The following is an 18570-nucleotide window of genomic DNA, read 5'->3' as shown; positions in this document are numbered from 1 at the left end:
GCCCGCCGCCGTGGGGCCCCGCCCTGGCATCCCGCCGATAAACGCCATCCGTGCGCAGAAACGCGGTGTGCGCGCGTTTCTCGTCGCGGATCGCGTTTATGCGCACCGAGGGAGGGCGGATGCCGCGGCCTCAGCGTGCGGCGAGGGCCGGTGGCGCCAGCACCACCCCGGCAAGGAAGCGCTCCAGGGCGGCCGGATCGGTCAGGGGCAGCACGTGCGCCACGTACTGATCCGGACGCACGAGCACCACCGCCCCCTGCGTCCCGATGCCGCGCTCGGCGAAGATGTCGCTGCTCGTCCACGCCGAGGGGGCGGCGGCGAACACCTTCTCGAGGTCGGTCAGGCCGAGCGGCCCCGAGCGCGGGCGGAACAGCGACGGCACGTCGACGACCTCCTCCCAGCGCCCCGGGTAGATCGCCTTCACGTCGAACACCGCGTCGAGGTCGGCCCCGGCGGGGGTGAAGCGCTCGACGATCCCTCGCGCCTCCGACGCCCAGTCGCGCAGCGCCGACCCGTCGGCATCCGCAAAAGCGTAGATCCTCCATCGACCGTCCGCGCGAGCGTGGTGGCCCAGGTGCACGGGATTGCCGTCGCACACCCGCACGACCTCGACGCTGTGGAAGCGCTTGCCGACGGGGAATCCGGATGCCAGCTCCGCCGCCGCGTCCGCCGCGACGATCGCGGACGAGGCGTAGTGCGTGCCGAAGCCGGAGGGGAACTCGGCGGTGGCGAGGTAGTAGGTGGCGAGTTCGTCGGGGTCGGTGATCTCGCCGGGCTTGCGCGCCATGAGCGACGACCACTCACGGTCGAAGTCGATGAGCTGCTGCGCGACCGGGCGCCGCTCGGCGTCGTAGGTGCGCAGCAGCTCGGCGGGGGCGAGGCCGGTGAGCACGTGCCCGAGCTTCCAGCCGAGGTTGAAGCCGTCCTGCATCGAGACGTTCATGCCCTGGCCGGCTTTCGCGCTGTGGGTGTGGCACGCGTCGCCCGTGAGGAAGACGCGGGGATTCTCGAGGTCGTCCACGAACTGGTCGGTCACCCGGTGGCCGACCTCGTACACGCTGTGCCAGGCGACCTGCTTCACGTCGATCGAGTAGGGGTGCAGGATCTCGTTCGCCCGGCGGATGACCTCGTCGATCGGCGTCTGCCGGACCCGGTGGTCGTCGTCGGCGGCCACCTCGCCGAGGTCGATGTACATACGGCTGAGGTAGCCGCCCTCGCGCGGGATGTGCAGGATGTTGCCCGCCGCCGCGTTGATGGCGCACTTGATGCGCCAGTCGGGGAAGTCGGTCTCGACGAGCACGTCCATCACGCCCCAGGCGTGGCGGGCGGCGGCTCCGACGTGCGTGCGGCCGATCGCCTGACGCACGCCGCTGCGCGCCCCGTCGCATCCCGCGACGTACTTTGCGCGGATGGTGCGCTCCCCCTCGTCCGTGCGCACGCGCACCTCGACGTGGTCGGCGCGCACCTGAAGACCGAGAAACTCCGCCCCGTAGTCGGGGCGCACCCGCGCCGGTCCGTTCGCGGCGGCCTCGGCGAAGTAGTCGAGCACCCGCGCCTGGTTGACGATGAGGTGCGGGAACTCGCTGATCTTGAGGCCGTAGTCCTCCGTGCGGGTGGTGCGCACGATCCGGTCGGGGTTCTCCGGATCCGGCGCCCAGAAATTCATCCACCCGATGTTGTACGCCTCCGCGGTGATGCGGTCGGCGAAGCCGAACGCCTGGAACGTCTCGACGCTGCGGGGCTGGATGCCATCGGCCTGGCCGAGAGCGAGCCGCCCGTCGCGCTTCTCGATGAGGCGCGTCGTCAGCTGAGGGAACTGCGACATCTGCGCGGCGAGCAGCATGCCGGCGGGCCCCGAGCCGACGATGAGCACGTCGACCTCGTCGGGCAGTTCGGCGGGCCGATCGAGACCCGTGCCCGCGGCGTTCTGCACGCGCGGGTCGCCCGAGACGTAGCCGTGGTGGTGGAACTGCATCGTTTCTCCTGACGTCGATGTCGGGTTGCGCCGCCGTGCTCGCTGTTCTATATTCGAACGCAACGTTCAGCTATCGAACGAGAGGCTAGCCGACCCATGTCGTCACGGCAAGACGCCGCCCCGGCCTCGCAGACCCTCAGTCGCGGCATCCGCCTCCTCGAAGAGCTCGCCGATGCCCGCTCGCCGCTCTCGATCGACGACCTCGCGGCCCGCGTCGAACTGCACCGCTCGGTCGCCTATCGCCTGCTGCGCACGCTCGAAGACCACGGACTGGTGACGAGGGATGCCGCGGGCGCCGTGCGCCTGGGTACGGGACTCGCCGCACTGGCCGCGGGAGTGGCCGCCGACCTGCAGGCCGAGGCCCTGCCCGAACTCACCGCCGCGGCGAACGAGTTGGGCATGACCTGCTTCCTCGTCGTCCTCGACCACGACGAATGCGTGACCCTCACCAGCGTCGAGCCTCGGCACGCCGTCACCGCCGTGGCGCAGCGGCCGGGGGCACGGCATCCGGTCACCCGAGGGGCGCCCGGACGGGCGATCCTGGCGCAGCTGCCCCCGCGCCGGTGGCCCGACGCCATCGACGCCCGCCTCGCGGCCGAGGTGGCCGAGGCCGCCGAACGCGGGTGGGCGACCAGCCACGACGAGGTGGTCCCCTCGCTGCGCGCGGTCGCCGTGCCGCTGCCGGTGCAGGGCCGCGAGCCCGCCGCGGTCGCCGCCGTGCACGTGGCCACCGCCCTCGACGACGCCGCGATCGCGGCGCGACTGACCGCGGCCGCCGAGGCGATCCGCGGGGCGCTGTAGAACGCGGACGACACCGGGCATTCCGCGAAACACGAGGGACCCCGAGGGCACTTCGTGCACGGCTTGAACGCCTCACCTGGTGCAGAATGCGTCGCGCGCCGGACGGCACGACCCCTATACTCGATCCCGTCAGGCGCACGCGGTCGTGCGTCGCTGCTCGAAAAAAGGGCACGTAGCGGCTTCCCGCGAGACACATACGGCATTCCTCCGTCTCCGTCTCGAAAGGTCTCTTCGTCATGCCCACCGTCTCCGCGCACGTCGCCCACACCCTCGCCCGCCACCTCGACACCGTCTTCGGCGTCATGGGCAACGGCAACGCCTACTTCCTCGACGCCCTCGGCCGAGACACCCCCGCGGGATTCGTCGCCGTGCGCCACGAGGCCGCCGGTGTGGTCGCCGCCGACGCGCACTACCGCGCGTGCGGGCGCATCGCCGCCGCGACCGCGACCTACGGCGCCGGGTTCACGAACACGCTCACGGCTCTCGCCGAGGCGGTGCAGGCGCGCACGCCGCTCGTGCTGATCGTCGGCGACGAGCCCACCTCGGGCCCGCGCCCGTGGGGCGTCGATCAGATCGCCCTCGCCGCGGCCGTCGGCGCCCGCACGTACACGGTCGGACACCGCGACGCCGCCGCGACCATCGTCATCGCGATCGAGCACGCCCTCACCTATCGACTCCCGGTCGTCATCGGCATCCCCTACGACGTCGCCACCCGCGACGCAGGAGAGATCCCGGATGCCGCGGCCCCGGGCGCGGAGCCCCGGGTGACGCCGGAGCACCCTCCGCTCGACGCCTACGCCGACGGGGTGATCGATCAGATCGTCGACGCCCTCGCCGCAGCCGAGCGTCCGGTCCTGCTCGGGGGCCGCGGCGCGTGGCTCGCCGACGCGGGAGCGACCCTCGACGAGATCGCCGCCCTCGCCGGCGCCCTCACGACCACCAGCGCCCTGGGACGCGGACTCTTCTCCGACCCGACGCGCGACCTCGGCGTCGCCGGCGGGTTCGGAGCGCCGGGAGCGATGCAGCTCGTGCACGACGCCGACGTCGCGGTCGTCTTCGGTGCAGGGCTCAACCAGTTCACGATGCGCTTCGGCGAGCTCTTCGCCCCGGGGGCGCGGGTGTTCCAGGTCGACCTCGCGCCGACCGCGACCCACCCGCACGTCGGAGGCTTCGTCCGGGGCGACGCCGACGACGTCGCCCGCGAGATCGCCCGACGCCTCCGCGGGCGCGGGTCGTCGCCGTCCACCTGGGGAGCGGGTCTCGACCTCGAGGCCGCCCGGCGCCAGCCCGCGGGTCGCCAGGTGGGCCCCGACGGCCGCCTCGACCCCCGCACGGCGGCGGCGCGCCTCGCCGAGCTGCTGCCCGAGGACCGCGTGGTCGTGCACGACGGCGGCCACTTCATGGGCTGGTCGAACATGTACTGGCCGGTCGAGTCCCCCGACCGCATGCTCATGGTCGGCACCGCGTACCAGTCGATCGGTCTGGGCTTCCCGAGCGTCCCTGGCGCCGCGGTCGCCCGCCCCGACTCCGCGATCGTGCTCAGCACGGGCGACGGCGGAGGCCTGATGGCCCTCGCCGACCTCGAGACGGCGATCCGCGTCGCCGGTGGCCGCGGCATCGCCGTGGTGTGGAACGACGCGCAGTACGGCGCCGAGGTCCTGAACTACGGCATCAAGGGCCTTCACCCCGACCCGATGCTCATCCCCCAGGTCGATTTCGCGGCCGTCGCTCGGGGGTTCGGCGCCGAAGGCGTGGTCGTCGAGACGGTCGACGACCTCGACGCCCTGGCATCCTGGGTCGCCCGCGGACCCGAGGACCGGGGGTTCCTGCTGCTCGACCTGCGCGTGAGCGCCGCGATCGTCGCCCCGTTCTGGGAGGAGATCGCGGCGCGCTGACGCGCGGCGGGCGTGCCGGGCTCCGGAGAAATCGGCGCGATCCACGTCTTTGCGCGCGCGGATGGCGGCGGAGCACGCTCTGCCCCAGAATCCGGCATGGCCGTCGTCTCCGCGCCGTCGACCCCGGGCTCCGTAAGCCGGCACGCATCACGACCCCGCCGCACCGGAGCGCGACGGGGCCGTGAGGGGTGCGACTCAGGCCTTCGACAGCCCGCGCACCGGGCTGACCGCCTGCTCGGCCTCGTGATCCGGACCGAGGGGGATGCCGCTGCGGTCGCGCAGCAGCAGCGTGGCGATCGCGCCGAGCACGACCATGCCCGCGAGGTACCACGTCACCGACATCGTCGATCCGGTCTGCTTGACCAGCGCCTCGGCGATGGTCGGCGCGAACGCCCCGCCCAGGATCGCGCCGAGCGCGTACGAGATCGACACCCCCGAGAAGCGGATGGATGCCGGGAAGAGTTCGGCGTACAGCGCCGCCTGGGGTCCGTAGGTGAGGCCCAGGCCGACGGTGAGTACGACGAGACCGAGGGTGAGCAGGGCGATGTTCGCGGTGTTCACGAGCGGGAACAGCAGGAAGACGCCCACCAGCAGCGCCGCCCAGCCGACGAGATAGGTGGTGCGGCGGCCGATGACGTCGCCGATCCATCCGCCCACCCAGGTGAAGACGAGCCACGACACCGCCGAGATCGTCACCGCGCCGAGCACGTCGGCGGTCGCCAGCCCCACCGGACCGTCGGGATTGGTCGCGTAGCGCTGGATGTACCCGCCCGTGGTCATGTACCCGACGGCGTTGTTGCCGGCGAAGACGAGGGCCGCGATCAGCACGAGCAGAGCGTGCGTGCGGAACAGCTGCACGATCGGCATCCGGGTCTTCTCCTTGCGCTCGGCGAGCTCGACGAAGACCGGGCTCTCCTCGACCTTGCGGCGCACGTAGAAGCCGATCAGGATCAGCACGAACGACAGCAGGAACGGCACGCGCCAGCCCCACGCGAGGAAGGCGTCGCCGGGGGCGATCAGCGCCATGAGCGCGAGCATGCCGCTCGCCAGCAGGAGGCCGAGGGGAACGCCCAGCTGCGGCGACGCGCCGAAGAGGCTGCGCTTGGCCTTGGGGGCGTGCTCGACGGCCATGAGCACCGCACCACCCCACTCCCCGCCGGCCGAGATGCCCTGCAGCACGCGCAGCAGGATCAGCAGCACGGGGGCCGCGACCCCGATCGCCTCGTACGTCGGCAGGACGCCGATGAGGGTGGTGGAGGCGCCCATGAGGATCAGGGTGATCATCAGCACGACGCGGCGGCCGTACTTGTCGCCGAGGTGCCCGGCGAGGAGGGCGCCGAGCGGGCGGAACAGGAAGCTCAGTCCGACCGTGAGGAACGACAGGATCTGTGCGATCCCGGGTCCGGCCGGAGCGAAGAAGAGCTGTCCGAACACGAGGCCGGCGGCCGAGGCGTAGAGGAAGAAGTCGTACCACTCCACGGTGGTGCCGACGACGGTGGCGAAGACCACGCGGCGCCGGTCGCCGGAGGTCGAGATGGTGCCGGTGGGCGTGAAACCCGACGGATGGGAACGGGACATGGGGGCTCCTTCGAGACGTCATCGTCGCGCCCCGGACGTCGTCGTCGGTGACGAAGCATGTATTGCTGGGGCGTTCGTCATCGTATACGATTTGAGATACGACGCAAGGGAGCATCCATGACCGACACCAGCGACCCCCGGTTCGCCGCCCTCGGCGACCGCCCGGGCAAGATCGTGGCCGTCCATCTCGCCTACGCCTCGCGCGCGGACCAGCGCGGCCGTCGACCCGCCGCCCCCTCGTACTTCTTCAAGCCGTCGAGCTCCCTCGCCCCCTCGGGCGCCGAGATCGTGCGCCCCGCCGGGACCGAACTCCTCGCGTTCGAGGGCGAGATCGCCCTCGTCATCGGCGAGCCCGCGCGATGGGTGACCCCGGATGCCGCGTGGTCGCACGTGGCATCCGTCACCGCCGCGAACGACTTCGGTCTCTACGATCTGCGCGCGAACGACAAGGGCTCCAACGTGCGCTCGAAGGGCGGCGACGGCTACACCCCCCTCGGCCCCGCCTTGATCGACGCCCGCGAGGCCGATCCGACCGCGCTGCGCCTGCGCACGTGGGTCGACGGCGCGCTCGTGCAGGACGACACCACGGCCGGGCTCCTCTTCTCGCTCGCCCAGATCGTCGCCGATCTGTCGCAGCACTTCACCCTCGAGACCGGAGACGTCATCCTCACGGGGACGCCCGCGGGCTCCTCGGTCGTCGCGCCCGGTCAGGTCGTCGAGGTGCAGGTGGATGCCGGCGACCTCTCGACCGGACGCCTGCGCACCACGGTGGTCGAGGGCGAGCGCTCGTTCGACGCCGCGATCGGCTCCCTCCCCGCGGTGGACGACACCCAGCGCACCGAGGCGTGGGGCTCCGCCGAGGCGGCGGCCGCCGCAACGGCGACGTCGACGGCACCGGCGACGGCCGGCGGCACCGCGGCATCCGCGGATCCGGTGTCGGATGCCCCCTCGCTCTCCCCCGCCCTGCGCGCGAAGCTCGAGCGCGTCCCCGTCGCCGCCCTCAGCGGACAGCTGCGCAAGCGCGGTCTGAACGACGTGACGATCGACGGCGTGCACGCGCTCACCCCCGGCAGCCGCTTCGTCGGCACCGCGCGCACCCTGCGCTTCGTCCCCCACCGCGAAGACCTGTTCGCCGCGCACGGCGGCGGGCAGAACGCCCAGAAGCGCGCCTTCGACGCGGTCGGCGCGGGAGAGGTCATCGTCATCGAGGCGCGCGGCGAGACCGGCTCCGGCACCCTCGGCGACATCCTCGCCATCCGCGCGCACGCGCGGGGAGCGGCGGCCATCGTCACCGACGGCGGGGTGCGCGACGCCGCGGCCGTCGCCGCCGTCGGCATCCCCGTCTTCACCGCCGGCCCGCACCCGGCCGTCCTCGGGCGACGCCACGTACCCTGGGAGACCGACGTCGCCGTGGGCTGCGGCGGCACCACGGTCGAGCCCGGCGACATCCTCGTCGGCGACGGCGACGGCGTGATCGTCGTCCCGCCCGCGATCGCCGAAGAGGTGGTCGACGCCGCCCTCGCGCAGGAGGAAGAGGATGCCTGGATCGCCGGGCAGGTGGCATCCGGTCATCCCGTCGAGGGACTGTTCCCGATGAACGCGGAATGGCGCGCCCGGTTCGAGAGCGAGACGGGGAAGCGATGACCACTCCGGCGCAGAGCCCCAGCAAGTCGCAGCAGGCGTACCACTGGATCAAGCAGCGCATCGCCGCGCAGGAGTTCACCCCCGGCTACCGGCTCGTGCTCGGCTCGATCGCGCGAGAGCTCGACATGAGCGTCGTGCCCGTGCGCGAGGCGATCCGCCAGCTCGAAGCCGAGGGCCTCGTGACGTTCGAGCGCAACGTCGGCGCGCGCGTCTCGATGGTCGACGACACCGCCTACCGCTTCAGCATGCAGGCCCTCAGCCTGCTCGAGGGCGCGGCGACCGCCCTGTCGGCGCGCGCCCTGACCGCCGACGACGTGCGCCGCGCGCGCGAGGTGAACGCGCTCATGGTCGAGACCCTCGAGCACTTCGACCCGCGCGCGTTCACCGCGTTGAACCAGGAGTTCCACGCGATCCTGTTCGCCCGGTGCGCCAACCCCCGCCTGCTCGAGCTCGTGCAGGCGGAATGGGCTCGCCTCGGGCACCTGCGCGACTCGACGTTCAGTTTCGTCCCGGGCCGCGCCGCCGAGTCGGTGCGCGAGCACGAGAGCATCCTCGTCCTCATCGAGAGCGGCGCCCCGCTCTCGGACATCGAACAGGCCTCGCGGCGTCACCGCTCGGCGACCCTCGACGCCTACCTCATCCACGAGCACCCGCACGAGGTGCTCGGCCTGCCCGCATCCTGATCCCGGCCCCGGCATCCCCGTCCTCGAACGAAGGAGTTCCCATGACCACCCCGCTCACCTCCTCCCGGCGCATTCCGGCCGACCTGCCCACCCGCATCCAGCACTACATCGGCGGCCGGTTCGTCGACTCGGTAGACGGCGACACCTTCGACGTGCTCGACCCGGTCACCAACGAGACGTACGTCGCGGCCGCCGCCGGCAAGAAGGCCGACATCGACCTCGCCGTCGCCGCCGCGCGCACGGCGTTCACCGAGGGACCGTGGCCGCGCATGCTCCCCCGCGAGCGCTCGCGCGTGCTGCACCGCATCGCCGACCTCGTCGAGTCGCGCGACGAGCGTCTCGCCGAGCTGGAGTCGTTCGACTCGGGCCTGCCGATCACGCAGGCGCTGGGCCAGGCCCGCCGCGCGGCCGAGAACTTCCGCTTCTTCGCCGACCTGATCGTCGCCCAGACCGACGACGCCTTCAAGGTTCCGGGGCGCCAGCTCAACTACGTCAACCGCAAGCCGATCGGCGTCGCCGGCCTCATCACGCCGTGGAACACCCCGTTCATGCTCGAGTCGTGGAAGCTCGGCCCCGCGCTCGCGACCGGGAACACCGTCGTGCTCAAGCCCGCGGAGTTCACCCCTCTGTCGGCATCCCTGTGGGCCGGCATCTTCGAGGAGGCCGGATTGCCCGAGGGCGTGTTCAACCTCGTCAACGGCCTCGGGGAAGACGCTGGCGACGCGCTCGTGAAGCACCCCGACGTGCCGCTCATCTCGTTCACCGGCGAGAGCCGCACCGGGTCGCTGATCTTCGCGAACGCCGCGCCGTTCCTGAAGGGGCTGTCGATGGAGCTCGGCGGCAAGAGCCCCGCGATCGTCTTCGCGGATGCCGACCTCGACGCCGCGATCGACGCGACCATCTTCGGGGTGTTCTCGCTCAACGGCGAGCGCTGCACCGCGGGCAGCCGCATCCTCGTCGAGCGCTCCGTCTACGACGACTTCGTCGCCCGCTACGCCGCCCAGGCCGACCGCGTGAGGGTCGGCTTCCCCGACGACCCCGCGACCGAGGTCGGCGCGCTCGTGCACCCCGAGCACTACGCGAAGGTCATGTCGTACGTCGAGCTCGGCAAGACCGAGGGCCGTCTCGTCGCCGGCGGCGGCCGGCCCGAGGAGTTCCCCGAGGGCAACTTCGTGCGGCCCACGGTGTTCGCCGACGTCCCCCCCGACGCGCGCATCTTCCAGGAGGAGATCTTCGGACCCGTCGTCGCCATCACGCCCTTCGACACCGACGAGGAGGCCCTGGCTCTGGCGAACAACACGCGATACGGCCTCGCCGCCTACGTCTGGACGAACGACCTGAAGCGCGCGCACCTGTTCGCGCAGAACGTCGAGGCGGGGATGGTGTGGCTGAACTCGAACAACGTCCGCGACCTGCGCACCCCGTTCGGCGGGGTGAAGGCCTCGGGCCTCGGTCACGAGGGCGGCTACCGCTCGATCGACTTCTACACCGACCAGCAGGCCGTGCACATCACGCTCGGCCCCGCCCACAACCCCACGTTCGGCAAGGCGCAGGCGCACTGAGCCGCCCCCGCCCGGCCCACCGGACCACACGCAAGGACGCGAACCCATGATCAAGCACACCGAAGAGCAGAAGACCTCCTCCGGGTTCTGGGTGACCCAGGAGGCCCCCATCCACTCCGACGACCCCATCCCCACCCCCACCGCGCCCGCACCCGACATCCTCCGCTGCGCCTACATGGAGCTCGTGGTCACCGACCTCGCGGCATCCCGGGTCTTCTACGTCGACGTGCTGGGACTGCACGTGACCGAAGAGGACGACGAGGCGATCTACCTGCGGTCGACCGAGGAGTTCATCCACCACAACCTCGTGCTGCGCAAGGGCCCGGTGGCCGCGGTCGCGGCGTTCTCGTACCGCGTGCGCTCGTCGGACGACCTCGACAAGGCCGTCGCGTTCTACGAGGAGCTCGGCTGCGACGTGCGTCGCGCCCCGAACGGCTTCACGAAGGGCATCGGCGACTCCGTCCGCGTGGTCGATCCCCTCGGTTTCCCGTACGAGTTCTTCTTCGACACCGAGCACCAGGAGCGCCTGTCGTGGCGCTACGACCTGCACTCCCCCGGCGAGCTCGTGCGCTTGGACCACTTCAACCAGATCACCCCCGACGTGCCGCGCGCGGTGAACTTCATGCAGTCGCTCGGCTTCCGCGTGACCGAGGACATCCAGGACGAAGAGGGCACCGTCTACGCCGCGTGGATGCGCCGCAAGCCCACCGTGCACGACACCGCCATGACCGGCGGCGACGGCCCCCGCATGCACCACGTGTGCTTCGCGACCCACGAGAAGCACAACATCCTCGCCATCTGCGACAAGCTCGGCGCCCTCCGCCGATCGGATGCCATCGAGCGCGGCCCCGGACGCCACGGCGTCTCGAACGCGTTCTACCTGTACCTCCGCGACCCCGACGGCCACCGCGTCGAGATCTACACGCAGGACTACTACACCGGCGACCCCGACAACCCCGTCATCACGTGGGACGTGCACGACAACCAGCGCCGCGACTGGTGGGGCAACCCCGTCGTCCCCTCCTGGTACACCGAGGGCTCGCTCGTGCTGGATCTCGACGGCATCCCGCAGCCGGTCCGCGCCCGCGAGGACTCCAGCGAGATGGCAGTGACGATCGGCGCCGACGGCTTCAGCTACACCCGCGCGCCCGAGACCGCGGCATCCGGCGCCTCCTCCGCCGGCGAGTTCAAGCTCGGCAACCAGCTCTAGACCGCCAAGCGGCACAACTCCTGCACATAGGGCGGATTGCACCGGTTCCGGCGCCCCCGCATCGCCTGTGCAGGAGTTGTGCAGGCCACCCGACGCACGCGCGATCGCGCACCGGCGCGGCGGCTGGCCGCCCGGGAGCGCATAACTCCTGCATTCCGCGCTCTCTCACCGCTCAAACGGCCCTACCGCCGCCTTTTGCAGGAGTCATGCTCCGCCCACGAGAGGAACCCATGCTCACCGACGCACAGATCGACGCCATCGCGGCCGAGCTCGCCGAGGCCGACCGCACCCACGCGGTCATCCCGCGCATCACGGCCAGATTCCCGGATGCCGCGGTCGAGGACTCGTACGCGATCCAGGGCCGCTGGCGCGACACGCAGATCGCCGCGGGTCGCACGCTCGTCGGCCGCAAGATCGGACTGACCTCCAAGGCCATGCAGCAGGCGACGGGGATCACCGAGCCCGACTACGGCGTGATGTTCGACGACACCGTCTACCGCTCGGGCGACGACATCCCGGTCGCGCTGTTCTCGAACGTGCGGATCGAGGTCGAGCTCGCGTTCGTGCTGAAGACCCCGCTCGAGGGTCCCGACTGCACGCTCGACGACGCCCTCGCCGCGATCGACTACGCCGTGCCGGCGCTCGAGGTGCTGAACTCGCACATCGAGCTCGAGGGCCGCACGATCGTCGACACCATCAGCGACAACGCCGCGTACGGCGCGATGGTGCTCGGCGAGGTGCGCAAGCGCCCCGACGAGATCGACCTGCGGTGGGTGCCCGGCGTGCTGAGCCGCAACGGCGAGATCGAGGAGACCGGCGTCGCCGCCGGCGTCCTCGGTCATCCCGCCACCGGTGTCGCGTGGCTTGCCAACAAGTTCCACCAGCACGGCGCGCGCCTGGAGGCGGGCGAGATCATCCTGGCAGGATCGTTCACGCGCCCGATGTGGGTGTCGCAGGGCGACGACGTCCTCTGCGACTACGGACCGATGGGAACGATCTCGTGCCGCTTCGTCTGACCCCCACCTTCCGCGCCGCGCTCGCGGCGTCCGATCGCCCGCTCGCGGGGATGTGGCTGTGCACCGGCAACCCGGTCGTCGCCGAGATCGCGGCCGGCTCCGGCCTGGACTGGCTGCTGATCGACATGGAGCACTCCGCGACCTCGATCGAGCAGGTGCTCGTGCAGCTGCAGGTCGCGGCGTCCTACCCGATCACCCCCGTCGTGCGCGTCCCCTCGAACGATGCCGTCACGATCAAACGCGTGCTCGACGTCGGCGCGCAGAACCTCATCGTGCCGATGGTGTCATCCGCCGCCGAGGCGCGCGCCGCCGTCGCGGCCACGCGCTACCCGCCCGCGGGTGTCCGCGGGGTCGGCAGTGCGCTCGCGCGCAGCGCGCGCTGGAACCGCGTCGACGACTACCTCGCCGACGCGTCCGCGCACGTGTCGCTCACGGTGCAGATCGAGACGACCGCCGGAGTCGCCGCCGCCGCCGAGATCGCGGCCGTCGAGGGGGTGGATGCCGTGTTCGTCGGCCCCTCCGACCTGTCGGCCTCCATGGGCCTGCTGGGCCGACAGACGCACCCCGACGTGGTCGCGGCGGTGCACGCCGTGTTCGCCGCGTGCCGGGATGCCGCGACCCCGGTCGGCGTGAACGCCTTCGACCCGGCGGTGGCCGAGGCCTATCTCGACGCCGGCGCCGACTTCGTCGCCGTCGGGGCGGACGTCGCGCTGCTGGCCCGAGCGTCCGAGGCGCTGGCGGCGCGGTTCGTCACCGGCCGCGGCGACCGCCGCGACAGCTACTGACGGTCGCGTCCCCGGAGACACGCACGGCTCGCACGTCGTGCGCTGTGCGCGCGGGGCCGTGGATCGCCGCGCGCGCGGTCCTCACGGCGCGCGCGACGCCCCCAGCGCGACGAGTTCCGCGCGGGTCGCGACACCGGCTTTGCGCAGCAGGTTCGACACGTGGAACTTCGCGGTGTTCTCGCTGACGCCCAGCTGGGTCGCGATGGCGCGGTTGCGCAGACCCGCGACGACGAGCGTCAGCACCTCTCTCTCGCGGGGACTCAGGTCGACCGCGTCGTCGAGCATCTCGGGGCGGGCCGGGGGATCGAGAGGGAGCCGCACCGACAGCTCGGATCCCCAGCCCACGGTGGAGGCGACCTCGAAGTCGCCGTTGAGCGCGCTCACGCGCTCCACGATCGGGCGCAGCGAATCATCGTGCGCGGTCAGGCGCCCCTCGCCGTCGTCGCGGATGCCGATCAACAGGTTCAGCCCGTCGCAGTCCCACTGAATGCGGACGCGGTGCGGCGCCCCACGGTCGAGCAGGGCGAGGACGGCGCTGCGCACGATGGCGCGTGCCTCGTGCGCCACCTCCCCGGGGAGGGCGCGACCGGTGGTCGGCGGCTCGACGAACTGCACATCGAGGTCGCCGTGGCGGACGAGCGGGCGCAGGTCGCTGCGCAGTCGCGCGAAAGCACCCGTGACGGGCTCGAGCAGGGCGCTGCGTTGGCGGTCCGTCGAGGTCCGCAGCACCACCAACGCGGCCGCCGCCGCCTCGATCGCAAGGGCGCGAGCCGCGCGGTCGTCCAGACGGGGCGAACGCAGGATGGCCAGCACGGACTCCAGCGTGACGGCGTGGCGGTCCGCCTGCTCGGCGACGACGCGTTCGTGCTCGATGACGAGCGCGCGCGAGGCCGGCGACGGCAGCGGTCCACTCTCGATCATGACCTCAACCTAGCCCAGTGGATACACCTACCCGTTCGCGTAGGCACCCCTCTGCCGTCGACCGGCGTCGCCGCCCGCCGGTCGCGCCGAGCATGGACCCGTGCCTTCCTCCGCCGCCGCCCCCGTCGAGACATCCCTCGCCCGCATCGCCGCCGAGGTGGCATCCGTCCTCGAACGCCTCGTGGCCGAGCCCGACGATCTGGAGCGCGTCCTCGACGTTCTCACCGAGGCGGATCGCGTCTTCGTCGTCGGGGCGGGACGCTCCGGCTCCGCCCTTCGCATGACCGCGATGCGGCTGATGCACCTGGGCCTCGACGTCCACGTCGTCGGCGAGACCACGACGCCCGCGATCCGGGCGGGCGACGCGCTTCTCACGGCCAGCGGGTCGGGCATCACGCCCGCGATCGTCCGGGCCGCCGAGACCGCGGCCGCGGTGGGGGCGCGGAGCGCGGTGATCACGACGGCCTCCGACTCCCCCCTCGCCGTCGCCGCCGACGCCCTCGTCGTCATCCCCGCGGCGGCCAAACTCGACCGCTCGACCACGGCCTCGGCGCAGTACGCCGGAGCCCTGTTCGAGCAGGTCGTCGTCCTCGTGGGCGACGCCGTGTTCGACGCCCTGTGGCAGCGCTCCGGTCTCGACGCCGATGACCTGTGGCCCCGCCACGCCAACCTCGAATGACCCACCCCCAGACAGTAAGGACACCCGCATGAAGCTTCAGTTCGCCATGGACACCCTGTCCACCGCAGCCGCCCTCGACCTCGCCGCCGCGGCCGCGCCGCACGTCGACATCCTCGAGCTCGGTACTCCCCTCATCAAGAGCGAAGGCCTGTCCGCCATCACCGCGATCAAGCAGGCGCACCCCGACAAGATCGTCTTCGCCGATCTCAAGACGATGGATGCCGGTGAGCTCGAGGCCGATATCGCCTTCAGCGCCGGGGCGGATCTCGTGACGGTGCTCGGTTCGGCCGGCGACAGCACGATCGCCGGCGCCGTCAAGGCCGCGAAGAAGCACGGCAAGGGTGTGGTCGTCGACCTCATCGGCGTCGCGGACAAGCCCGCCCGGGCCAAGGAGGTCGTGGCGCTCGGCGCCGAGTTCGTCGAGATGCACGCCGGCCTGGACGAGCAGGCCGAGGAGGGCTTCACGTTCGGTACGCTGCTGCGCGACGGCGAAGCGGCCGGCGTGCCGTTCTCGGTCGCCGGCGGCGTCAACGTCTCGAGCATCGCCGACGTGCAGAAGTCGGGCGCCCAGGTCGCCGTTGCGGGCAGCGCCATCTACAGCGCCCCCGACGTGGGCGCCGCGGCCGCCGCGCTGCGCGCCGCGATCGTCTGAGCGCACGGAGCGCAACGAGAGAGGGACCGGGCCGTTGCGGCCCGGTCCCTCTCTCGTCTCGGAGGATCAGTCCTCGTCGTCGTCCTCGTCGTCGTCGCCGATGATCTCGATGTCCTCGACCTCGAGCTCGGGCGTGAGCTGCACGTGCACGAGGGCATCGGGGAACGAGGTCTGACCCGCGAAGACGACGATGATCGCGTCGGCGAACACGCCCACGCCGATGGCCTCGAGGTCGGTGCGCAGGTCGACGTCGGCGTCGAGCTCGTCGTCGTCGAGGGCGTCCTCGATGTCGCTCGCCACCTCTTCGACGATCGCCCGCCAGCGGTCCTCGCTCACCGAGAGGACGTCCTTCAGGTTGTCCAGGAGCGCGTCGAGGTCGGGCTCCTCGTCCTCATCCAGCTCGGGGTCGAGGTCGACCTCGACCTCGACGCCGGCGGCATCCAGGTGTCCGGAACCGATGACGCTGTCTTCGTCGATCTGGGCGTCTTCGAGCAGGCCGCTCTCGGTGACGCGGCGGAGGAGGTCGTTCAGCACGGACTCAGTCATAGAAGAACTCTGACACGTCCCGCGGCCGGGCGCCTCCCCCATTGCGCGGGACATCCCGTGTGTTCAGCGATCCGCACGTCGTGGTTCACCGATCGACGGTGGCGACGGGATGCCGCGCACCCCGCGTCAGACGGATGCCGCCCGCTCCGCCGCCTCGACGACGTTGGTCATGAGCAGCGCCACGGTCATGGGTCCGACCCCGCCGGGGTTGGGCGAGACGAACCCGGCGACCTCGGCCACGTCGGGGTGCACGTCCCCGTAGACGCGGCTCTTGCCGGTCTCGGGGTCGGTCTCGCGCGTCACGCCCACGTCCAGCACCGCGGCGCCCGGCTTGACGTCCTCCACGCGCACGATGTGCTTGACCCCCGCGGCGGCGACGATCACGTCGGCATCGCGCAGGTGCTTCGCGAGGTCGGCGGTGCCGGTGTGGGTGAGGGTGACGGTGGCGTTGATCTCGCGGCGGGTCAGCAGCAGCCCGATCGAGCGACCGATGGTGACACCCCGTCCGACGACGACGACCTCCTTGCCCTTCAGGTCGTAGCCGTTGCGCAGCAGCAGCTCGATGACCCCGCGCGGCGTGCACGGCAGGGGCGTGTGGATCGGCGCGTTGACGTTGAGCACGAGACGGCCGAGGTTCGTGGGGTGCAGGCCGTCGGCATCCTTCGCCGGATCGATGCGCTCGAGCACGCGGTCGGTGTCGATGTGCTTCGGCAGCGGCAACTGCACGATGTAGCCGTGGCACTCGGGGTCGGCGTTGAGGCGGTCGATGACGGCCTCGACCTCCTCCTGCGTGGCCTCCGCGGGCAGTTCGACCTGGATCGAGTTCATCCCGATCGCCTCGGACTGCTTGTGCTTCATGCCGACGTACAGCTGAGAGGCGGGGTCCGCTCCCACGAGCACGGTCGCGATGCCGGGCACGATCCCGCGCTCGCGCAGCGCCGCGACGCGCTCGGTGAGCTCGGCCTTGATCGCCGCCGAGGCGGCCTTTCCGTCCAGAATCGTCGCCGTCATGGCATCCCTCGTTCCGTGTCTGTCGTTCTCATGATGGTGTCGCTGACGCTGTCCCGGCCGCCGCTGGTGCGTCGGGCGCCGGCGCCGCTATCACCGCACCGATAAACGCCGATGCTGTCGAGACACGCGGCCTGGCACCGTGTCTCGACAGGAACACCGTTTATCGACGCTCGGGACCGCGCGACTGCGGCTCGGGACCGCGCGACGGCCGCTCGGGACCGCGCGACTGCGGCGCCGCGAGCCCGACGCGGAGAGCACCGGATGCCGGGGCGGGGCCATACACGCGGCCCCGCCCCGGCGCGGCTCACTGCTGCAGGTCGGGGTACAGCGGGAAAGCGTCGGCCAGCGTCGCGACGCGCGCGCGCAGGGCCTCGACGTCGGCGCCGGGGATCAGCGCGAGCGCGATGATGTCGGCCACCTCGGTGAACTCCGCGTCGCCGAAGCCGCGGGTCGCGAGCGCCGGGGTGCCGATGCGCAGGCCCGAGGTGACCATCGGCGGACGCGGGTCGTTGGGGACCGCGTTGCGATTGACCGTGATGTGGATGTCGTGCAGGAGGTCTTCGGCCTGCTTGCCGTCGATCTCGGCCTCGCGCAGGTCCACGAGCACGAGGTGCACGTCGGTGCCGCCCGAGCGCACAGCGATGCCGGCGTTCTTGACGTCGTCCTGGGTGAGGCGGTCGGCGAGGATCGCCGCTCCGCGGAGGGTGCGCTCCTGACGTTCCGTGAACTCGGGCGTCATCGCGAGCTTGAACGCGGTCGCCTTCGCGGCGATCACGTGCATGAGCGGACCGCCCTGCTGGCCCGGGAAGACCGCGGTGTTGATCTTCTTGGCGATGTCGGCGTCGTTGGTCAGGATGAGGCCCGAGCGGGGGCCGCCGATCGTCTTGTGCACGGTGGTCGAGACGACGTGCGCGTGCGGGATGGGCGAGGGGTGCACGCCCGCGGCGACGAGGCCGGCGAAGTGCGCCATGTCGACCCACAGCAGCGCGCCGACCTCGTCGGCGATCGCGCGGAAGGCGGCGAAGTCGAGCTGACGGGGGTACGCCGACCATCCGGCGATGATGACCTTCGGCTTGTGCTCGACGGCGAGGCGGCGCACCTCGTCCATGTCGATGACGCTGGTCTCGGGGTCGACGCCGTAGGCGACGATGTCGTACAGGCGGCCCGAGAAGTTGATCTTCATGCCGTGCGTGAGGTGACCGCCCTGGTCGAGGGCTAGACCGAGCAGCGTGTCGCCGGGGCGCGCGATCGCGTGCAGCACGGCGGCGTTCGCCGAGGCGCCGGAGTGCGGCTGGACGTTGGCGAACTCCGCGCCGAACAGGGCCTTGGCCCGCTCGATCGCGAGCGATTCGGCGACGTCGACCTCTTCGCACCCGCCGTAGTAGCGGCGACCGGGGTACCCCTCGGCGTACTTGTTGGTGAGCACCGAGCCCTGCGACTGCAGCACCGAGACGGGCACGAAGTTCTCGGACGCGATCATCTCGAGGAACCCGCGCTGGCGGTTCAGCTCGCGCTCGAGCACCTCGGCGATCTCGGGGTCGACCTCGGAGAGGGGGGCGTTGAAGTACGGATCGGTCATGCGATCTCCTTGACGATGGTTCCGGATGCCGCG

At 71.5% G+C, this 18570-nt stretch carries 16 protein-coding genes; 10 read left to right on the top strand and 6 right to left on the bottom strand.

Translation table 11 applies throughout. The features are described 5' to 3' along the window. Positions 1-130: 130 nt before the first annotated feature. Complete coding sequence (locus tag QZ433_RS02485; RefSeq protein WP_295779857.1) at positions 131-1975, bottom strand: FAD-dependent monooxygenase; 1845 nt, start codon at positions 1973-1975, stop codon at positions 131-133. A 96-nt stretch (positions 1976-2071) separates the two neighbouring features. On the opposite strand from QZ433_RS02485, the gene QZ433_RS02480 reads away from it, so the two are divergent. Together QZ433_RS02480 and QZ433_RS02475 are read left to right on the top strand one after the other, a co-directional pair. Beyond that, positions 2072-2776: a helix-turn-helix domain-containing protein gene (locus QZ433_RS02480; protein WP_295779856.1), complete on the top strand. Its 705-nt coding sequence runs from the start codon at positions 2072-2074 to the stop codon at positions 2774-2776. Between the two features lie 236 nt (positions 2777-3012). Further along, positions 3013-4671 carry a thiamine pyrophosphate-binding protein gene (locus QZ433_RS02475; RefSeq protein WP_295779855.1) on the top strand — a complete coding sequence of 553 codons (1659 nt, stop codon included), beginning with the start codon at positions 3013-3015 and terminating at the stop codon, positions 4669-4671. Between the two features lie 195 nt (positions 4672-4866). Here the strand turns inward: QZ433_RS02475 and QZ433_RS02470 are convergent, their stop codons facing one another. After that, on the bottom strand, positions 4867-6249 hold the full coding sequence (locus QZ433_RS02470) for an MFS transporter (protein WP_295779854.1): 1383 nt from the start codon (positions 6247-6249) through the stop codon (positions 4867-4869). 117 nt (positions 6250-6366) lie between these two features. Between QZ433_RS02470 and QZ433_RS02465 the strand changes: the two genes are divergently transcribed. From QZ433_RS02465 to QZ433_RS02440, 6 genes are all read left to right on the top strand, one after another. Continuing rightward, complete coding sequence (locus tag QZ433_RS02465) at positions 6367-7893, top strand: fumarylacetoacetate hydrolase family protein (protein ID WP_295779853.1); 1527 nt, start codon at positions 6367-6369, stop codon at positions 7891-7893. Beyond that, the gene (locus QZ433_RS02460) at positions 7890-8576 is read left to right on the top strand and encodes a GntR family transcriptional regulator (RefSeq protein WP_295779852.1); all 687 of its coding nucleotides are present in this window, start codon (positions 7890-7892) and stop codon (positions 8574-8576) included. Before QZ433_RS02465 ends, QZ433_RS02460 begins: the two co-directional genes overlap by 4 nt. A 41-nt stretch (positions 8577-8617) precedes the next feature. Continuing rightward, positions 8618-10138 carry a 5-carboxymethyl-2-hydroxymuconate semialdehyde dehydrogenase gene (gene hpaE, locus QZ433_RS02455; protein ID WP_295779851.1) on the top strand — a complete coding sequence of 507 codons (1521 nt, stop codon included), beginning with the start codon at positions 8618-8620 and terminating at the stop codon, positions 10136-10138. 46 nt (positions 10139-10184) lie between these two features. Continuing rightward, on the top strand, positions 10185-11348 hold the full coding sequence (hpaD, locus tag QZ433_RS02450) for a 3,4-dihydroxyphenylacetate 2,3-dioxygenase (RefSeq protein ID WP_295779850.1): 1164 nt from the start codon (positions 10185-10187) through the stop codon (positions 11346-11348). Between the two features lie 230 nt (positions 11349-11578). After that, positions 11579-12364 carry a fumarylacetoacetate hydrolase family protein gene (locus QZ433_RS02445; protein WP_295779849.1) on the top strand — a complete coding sequence of 262 codons (786 nt, stop codon included), beginning with the start codon at positions 11579-11581 and terminating at the stop codon, positions 12362-12364. Further along, positions 12349-13149, top strand: a complete 801-nt coding sequence (locus QZ433_RS02440; RefSeq protein WP_295779848.1) for an aldolase/citrate lyase family protein — start codon at positions 12349-12351, stop codon at positions 13147-13149. Before QZ433_RS02445 ends, QZ433_RS02440 begins: the two co-directional genes overlap by 16 nt. An 81-nt stretch (positions 13150-13230) precedes the next feature. Here the strand turns inward: QZ433_RS02440 and QZ433_RS02435 are convergent, their stop codons facing one another. Beyond that, positions 13231-14070, bottom strand: a complete 840-nt coding sequence (locus QZ433_RS02435) for a LuxR C-terminal-related transcriptional regulator (RefSeq protein ID WP_295779847.1) — start codon at positions 14068-14070, stop codon at positions 13231-13233. Between the two features lie 100 nt (positions 14071-14170). On the opposite strand from QZ433_RS02435, the gene hxlB reads away from it, so the two are divergent. Further along, entirely contained in the window at positions 14171-14749 is a 579-nt protein-coding gene (gene hxlB, locus QZ433_RS02430) for a 6-phospho-3-hexuloisomerase (RefSeq protein WP_295779846.1), read from the top strand. A gap of 28 nt (positions 14750-14777) precedes the next feature. Next, positions 14778-15401: a 3-hexulose-6-phosphate synthase gene (gene hxlA, locus QZ433_RS02425; protein ID WP_295779845.1), complete on the top strand. Its 624-nt coding sequence runs from the start codon at positions 14778-14780 to the stop codon at positions 15399-15401. 66 nt (positions 15402-15467) lie between these two features. On the opposite strand, the gene QZ433_RS02420 is transcribed toward hxlA, so the two are convergent. The 3 genes from QZ433_RS02420 to glyA form a co-directional block, all read right to left on the bottom strand. Beyond that, positions 15468-15947 carry a cytochrome C5 gene (locus QZ433_RS02420; RefSeq protein ID WP_295779844.1) on the bottom strand — a complete coding sequence of 160 codons (480 nt, stop codon included), beginning with the start codon at positions 15945-15947 and terminating at the stop codon, positions 15468-15470. Between the two features lie 126 nt (positions 15948-16073). Beyond that, positions 16074-16958, bottom strand: a complete 885-nt coding sequence (locus tag QZ433_RS02415; protein ID WP_295779843.1) for a bifunctional methylenetetrahydrofolate dehydrogenase/methenyltetrahydrofolate cyclohydrolase — start codon at positions 16956-16958, stop codon at positions 16074-16076. Positions 16959-17262: 304 nt separating this feature from the next. Continuing rightward, positions 17263-18537 (bottom strand): serine hydroxymethyltransferase, encoded by a 1275-nt coding sequence (glyA, locus tag QZ433_RS02410; RefSeq protein WP_295779842.1) that lies wholly within the window; start codon positions 18535-18537, stop codon positions 17263-17265. Between the last annotated feature and the right edge of the window lie 33 nt (positions 18538-18570).

Source organism: uncultured Microbacterium sp., from assembly GCF_913776565.1.
Taxonomy (GTDB): Bacteria; Actinomycetota; Actinomycetes; order Actinomycetales; family Microbacteriaceae; genus Microbacterium.
This window is presented reverse-complemented; position numbering and strand designations above follow the sequence as displayed.

Bases quoted from the DNA above. Each gene is read 5' to 3' on its own strand.
- QZ433_RS02485 (WP_295779857.1), bottom strand. From the start codon at position 1,975: ATGCAGTTCCACCACCACGGCTACGTCTCGGGCGACCCGCGCGTGCAG.
- QZ433_RS02480 (WP_295779856.1), top strand. From the start codon at position 2,072: ATGTCGTCACGGCAAGACGCCGCCCCGGCCTCGCAGACCCTCAGTCGC.
- QZ433_RS02475 (WP_295779855.1), top strand. From the start codon at position 3,013: ATGCCCACCGTCTCCGCGCACGTCGCCCACACCCTCGCCCGCCACCTC.
- QZ433_RS02470 (WP_295779854.1), bottom strand. From the start codon at position 6,249: ATGTCCCGTTCCCATCCGTCGGGTTTCACGCCCACCGGCACCATCTCG.
- QZ433_RS02465 (WP_295779853.1), top strand. From the start codon at position 6,367: ATGACCGACACCAGCGACCCCCGGTTCGCCGCCCTCGGCGACCGCCCG.
- QZ433_RS02460 (WP_295779852.1), top strand. From the start codon at position 7,890: ATGACCACTCCGGCGCAGAGCCCCAGCAAGTCGCAGCAGGCGTACCAC.
- hpaE (WP_295779851.1), top strand. From the start codon at position 8,618: ATGACCACCCCGCTCACCTCCTCCCGGCGCATTCCGGCCGACCTGCCC.
- hpaD (WP_295779850.1), top strand. From the start codon at position 10,185: ATGATCAAGCACACCGAAGAGCAGAAGACCTCCTCCGGGTTCTGGGTG.
- QZ433_RS02445 (WP_295779849.1), top strand. From the start codon at position 11,579: ATGCTCACCGACGCACAGATCGACGCCATCGCGGCCGAGCTCGCCGAG.
- QZ433_RS02435 (WP_295779847.1), bottom strand. From the start codon at position 14,070: ATGATCGAGAGTGGACCGCTGCCGTCGCCGGCCTCGCGCGCGCTCGTC.
- hxlA (WP_295779845.1), top strand. From the start codon at position 14,778: ATGAAGCTTCAGTTCGCCATGGACACCCTGTCCACCGCAGCCGCCCTC.
- QZ433_RS02420 (WP_295779844.1), bottom strand. From the start codon at position 15,947: ATGACTGAGTCCGTGCTGAACGACCTCCTCCGCCGCGTCACCGAGAGC.
- QZ433_RS02415 (WP_295779843.1), bottom strand. From the start codon at position 16,958: ATGACGGCGACGATTCTGGACGGAAAGGCCGCCTCGGCGGCGATCAAG.
- glyA (WP_295779842.1), bottom strand. From the start codon at position 18,537: ATGACCGATCCGTACTTCAACGCCCCCCTCTCCGAGGTCGACCCCGAG.